Origin of the sequence: Kitasatospora sp. MBT63, assembly GCF_000710465.2 — a bacterium.
Classification (GTDB): domain Bacteria; phylum Actinomycetota; class Actinomycetes; order Streptomycetales; family Streptomycetaceae; genus Kitasatospora.
This window is the reverse complement of sequence record NZ_JAIZ01000248.1, coordinates 1-4,403: the sequence shown is the minus strand read 5'-3', so window position 1 is coordinate 4,403 and position 4,403 is coordinate 1. Positions and strand designations below refer to the sequence as shown.

Genomic DNA, 4,403 nt, shown 5'->3' with positions numbered 1-4,403 from the left:
CCCGCCCCCCCCCCCGCCGGCGCCGGCGGGTGGGCCCAGCGGGCGGGCCCGGGGGAGAAGCCGTCGGCGGCGCGGTGCATCCGGCGCAGCAGCCGGCCCACCTCGAACACCGCGCTGTCCGGCAGTTCCGCCACCCGGGCGCCCTGCGGTACCTCGCCCTCGACGTACTGGAGGACCTCCCGGCCGTCCGCGTCGAATCCCAGGGCCCGGGGGGCGCCGTCGAAGCCGACGCGTTCGAAGTGGCCGAGCAGCCGGTGGACCGCGGGGGTCCACGGGCCGGGCGTGCGGCGCACGGTGGCTCCGACGCGCAGCACGGTCGACATGCCGGTGTGCTCCTCGCCGTCCCTCATGCGCCCGCACCCCCTGCCGCCGCGGCGGGCCTCATACCGCCGCCATGGCGTTGCCCAGGTAGTTGGGCAGGGCGGTGAGCCGGTCCCACTGGGCGTCCAGGTCCGTCGGGTACGCCTGGCGGTAGCGCCGGGTGACCTCGGCGACCTCGGCCCAGGAGGCGGGGGTGCGCCCGTCGTTGTACTGCGGGGCGAGCCGGTCGTAGAGCGCCGTCCCCGGACGCAGCACGAGCTGGTTCAGCCCGAAGTCCGCGGGCAGCGAGGCCGCCCAGTCCACCAGCTCGCCGTTGGCGCAGGCCGGGTCGTCGGGCAGGCCGAGCAGCACGAAGGCGAAGGGCTTGATGCCGGCCTGCGCCAGCTTGTCGATGGCCTCGGACACCTTCTGCGGCGGCACCCGCTTGCCGACGCCGGTGTCGGCGACGCCGGGGGACTCCGCGCCCAGCCACATGCCCCGGCAGCCCGCGTCCGCCCAGCGCCGGACGTCGGTGCGCAGCACCACCTCGGCGCGGGTCTGGCCGGTCCACTCCAGTCCTGAGCCGGTCAGGCCGTCGCACAGCTCGTCGTAGAAGGTCCGGTGCAGTCCGAAGACGTAGTCCAGGAAGAACACCGACTCGGTGCCGCGGGCCTGCAGGGCGGCGGTCTCGGCCAGCGTCTGCGCGACCGGCCGGTCCCGCATCCGGGCGCCGAAGGGCAGGTGGCAGAAGGAGCAGCCGTAGCTGCAGCCGCGTACGCCCATCACCAGGCCGCAGGCCGCGCGGCGGGTGCGCCCGTCGACCACCACCTCCGCCGTGTAGGCCGACGGGTCGGTCAACTCGTTGGCCGGCAGCGGCCATTCGTCGACGGGGAGGTCCGGGTAGCTGCCGGCCGCGGGCAGGACGGGGGTGAGGGCGCGGCGGTGCAGTACGTCGCGCACCGCCTGGACGGCGGCCGAGTCGGCCTCGCCGCGGGCGACGAAGTCGACGCCCAGCTCGCGGTGGCAGGCCTGCGGCAGGTGTGTGGCGTGCGGTCCGCAGGCGAGCACCGGCACGCCGGGCCACCGGGAGCGGACGGCGGTGACCGCGTCCTTCACCGGGCCGAGGTCCAGCGGGTAGCACTGGGCCCGGTCGGCGACGGCGGTCACCACGACCACCAGGTCGGGGGTGTCCCCGCCGGCGGGCAGCGGGTGCAGGCGGCGGTCCCACAGGCTCACCGTCACCCCGTCGCGCTGCAGCACCGCCGCGGCGTTGAGCACGTCCAGCGGCTGCTGGAGGAAGTGGCGTTCGAACTCGTCCTGGGGGACGACGAAACACACCTGGGTCATGCGGACTCCTGTCGGGGCGTGAGGACGGACTCGGCCGGCCGGCCGGGCGGGCGGCCCGTGAGGGACGGCGGCCCGGCCCGGTCGGCGCCGACCAGGGCCGGACCGGCGGCCCGCGGCCACACGGTGCCGAGCAGGGCGGCGATCCGGTGCAGGGTGCGCAGGTCGGGCGGCGGGCACGTGGCGGCGGACAGGGCGGCGAGCATGCCGGTCCAGGCGTTGCTGATGAGCGGGTCGACGACCTCCAGCCGGCGGTCCCCGCCCGAGGTCCGGACGGTGATCCGGTGCACGTCCCGGCGGACCTGCCCGCGGGCGGGCCCGCCGAGCGGTTCCAGTTCGGCGGTGAAGCGGGCGGACGCCGTCTCGACCCTGACCAGGCGCTGCCGCTCCCCGATCGCCTTGGGGTAGCCGCGGGTCCAGGCGGGCCGGGGGAGTTCGGCCTCGGCGCCGTCGCCCGCCACGGTGGAGAACAGCTCCACCGTCACCCCGTCCACCGTGGTGCGCTCGTGCGCGGCGGCGAGCAGGAGGGCGGGGTCGGGCGCCACCAGCAGCGAACCCGGGTCCACCGGACCGTGCAGGTAGGCGTCGTAGGCGGGGGCGGGCAGGAAGTGGCCGAGCGCCGCCAGCATGTGGAGCCACTCGTAGCCGAAGACGCCGTGGTCCCGGTCGACGAAGCGGCCCCGGGCGACGTCGGGCCGGCGGTCCTTGGTGAACGCGACGCGCACCGCCCGGACGGGTTCGCCCGGGGCCTCGCGGGCGACCAGCCGCGCCAGCGAGGACAGCACGGCCGCCTCGCGGTACTGGTTCATCACGACGACGCGGGCCGCCGGCCGGGTGGCGAGCAGGTCGGTGAAGGCCGTGGTCTCGGCGGCGCGGCAGGCGGGCTTCTCCACCACGATGCGCGCGGCGGCGTCCCGGGCCAGCACCGAGGCCACCACCGGCAGATGGGTGTGGGTCGGGGTGCACACCACCCAGACGTCGATGCCGCGGACGTCGGGGACCTGCTCGATGCTCCGCCACCACGAAGCCGCCGGGCCGGGGCGCCGGGCCGGATCCGGGTCCAGCACGCCGACCTGCAGCCCCAGCCGGGTGAGGACCTCGGTGTGCAGCCGGCCGACGCTGCCGTACCCGATGACGCAGGCACGCCCGCCCGGCACGGGTGCGTCCCCGCTCACGGGCGCGCCTCCCCCGCGGCGGCCGGGGCCGGGGCCGTACGGCCGGCGGGCGTGTCGGCGATGTACGTGTCGTAGTACGCCTCGTACAGGCCCGCGGCCCGGACCGCCTCGTCGACCTCGCGCACGTGCACGCCCGGGGCCAGCGCGTCGGCCCGGTGGCACAGCTCGCGGACCGCGATCAGGGTCCCGGCCCGGTACGCGTCGTAGCCGGAGTTGGGGATGCCCTCGTACTCGAAGAGGTTGAGCGAGCGGCCGTCCCCGAGCAGCGTCGCCACGCCGCCGCCGGGCAGGCGGTGGCGGACCCCGACACCGGTCAGCACCGACTCGACGGTTCCCGCGCCGCCGGTGCTCAGCAGGCTGAAGTCCTTGGTCGCGAAACCGGCCAGCAGCACCCCGTCGGGCAGCAGCGGCAGTTCCTCCGGGCCGAGCAACGCCTCGCCGGTGCTGCCCGTCACCAGGAAGGGGGTGCAGCGCCGGAGGGCGGCGGCGAGGCTCGGTTCGGTCTCGAAGCCCTGCTCGGCGGCCTGGACGAGGGCCAGGGTGTCCTGGTCCACCACGGTGACCCGGCAGCCCAGCGAGCGCAGTCGGCGCGCCAGCCGGGATCCCAGCGTGCCGAACCCCACGGCGACGACCCGCCGCCCGATGAACTTCTGTCCCGGCACCAGTTCGCGCAGCCGCCGCAGGCAGGAGTCGGCGATCTCCTCGTACGACAGCAGGCTCTTCAGCTGGGAACGGGCGACGTTGAACACCGGTACGCCGGGCAGCGGTCCGGCGCCGATCCGCTTGAGACCGCTGACCGTGAGCTCGACCACGGCGTCCACGGGCTCGCTCACCAGCCGGGCCGCGCCCGGACCGCGGGCGAGCAGCCCGCCGTCGTCGATCACCAGCACCCGGCGTCCGGCCCGGTGCGCGGCGGCGATGAAGCGGTCCACGTCGGCGGCGACCCGCTGCGCGGCCGCTACCTCCTGGCCGGGGGCGGTGCCGTCGATGACGGAGTTGTCGAGGACGGCGCTGCGGTAGCCGCGGGCGCGGAACCAGGCGTGCACCCGGTGCCGGCCCGACGTACGGTCCCCCTTGGCCAGCGCGTAGATCCACTCGCGGGGGATGCCCGCCCGCTCGGCGGCGAGGAGGAAGCCGACGCTGTTCTCCACGTAGTGGTCGCGGAAGACCAGCGCCCAGCCGTCGATCCGCCGCCCCCGGCCCGCGAAGTGACGGAGCAACGGCATCGCGGCCCACACCGCGGCGCTCTCCGCGTCGGTGAGACGGTCGGCCCGCTCGCGGACCGCGGCGAGGATCTCCTGTACCGCTGCTGGCAGTTCGGCGTCCGCGGGTGCGGCCGTCGAGATGGCGGTCCGCCACAGCGCGGGCTCCGGCACCACGGGGTCCAGGGTGCGGTGGCGTTCAGGTGCGGCCGGCTCCAGGGTCAGCCGGACGCGGTGCCCGCCGAGGCGGAGGTCGACGGTGCGGGGCAGGCCGTCCGGGCCGTCGGCCGTCCGCCACGCCGCCTCGGCGAGGCGCGGCCCGAGTGCCTGCGAGACGGCGTCGCACACGTCGGCGGGCGAGGCCGGTCCCGTCACCGTCCCG

Annotated in this window: 3 protein-coding genes and 1 pseudogene; all 4 read right to left on the bottom strand. The window is 76.3% G+C overall.

Translation table 11 applies throughout. From position 1 onward, the window contains the following. Nucleotides 1-350 (bottom strand): annotated as a pseudogene (locus tag AA75_RS49385) (hypothetical protein); the annotation flags it as partial. Between the two features lie 31 nt (nt 351-381). After that, a complete protein-coding gene (locus AA75_RS15735) occupies nt 382-1,647 on the bottom strand; it encodes a B12-binding domain-containing radical SAM protein (protein ID WP_033820649.1) in 1,266 nt (421 codons plus the stop codon). Beyond that, complete coding sequence (locus AA75_RS15730; protein ID WP_063794368.1) at nt 1,644-2,819, bottom strand: Gfo/Idh/MocA family oxidoreductase; 1,176 nt, start codon at nt 2,817-2,819, stop codon at nt 1,644-1,646. Before AA75_RS15730 ends, AA75_RS15735 begins: the two co-directional genes overlap by 4 nt. Then, nucleotides 2,816-4,403: NAD(P)-dependent oxidoreductase (locus tag AA75_RS15725; RefSeq protein ID WP_051812500.1), on the bottom strand; the 1,588-nt coding region annotated here is incomplete at its 5' end. The genes AA75_RS15725 and AA75_RS15730, both read right to left, overlap by 4 nt.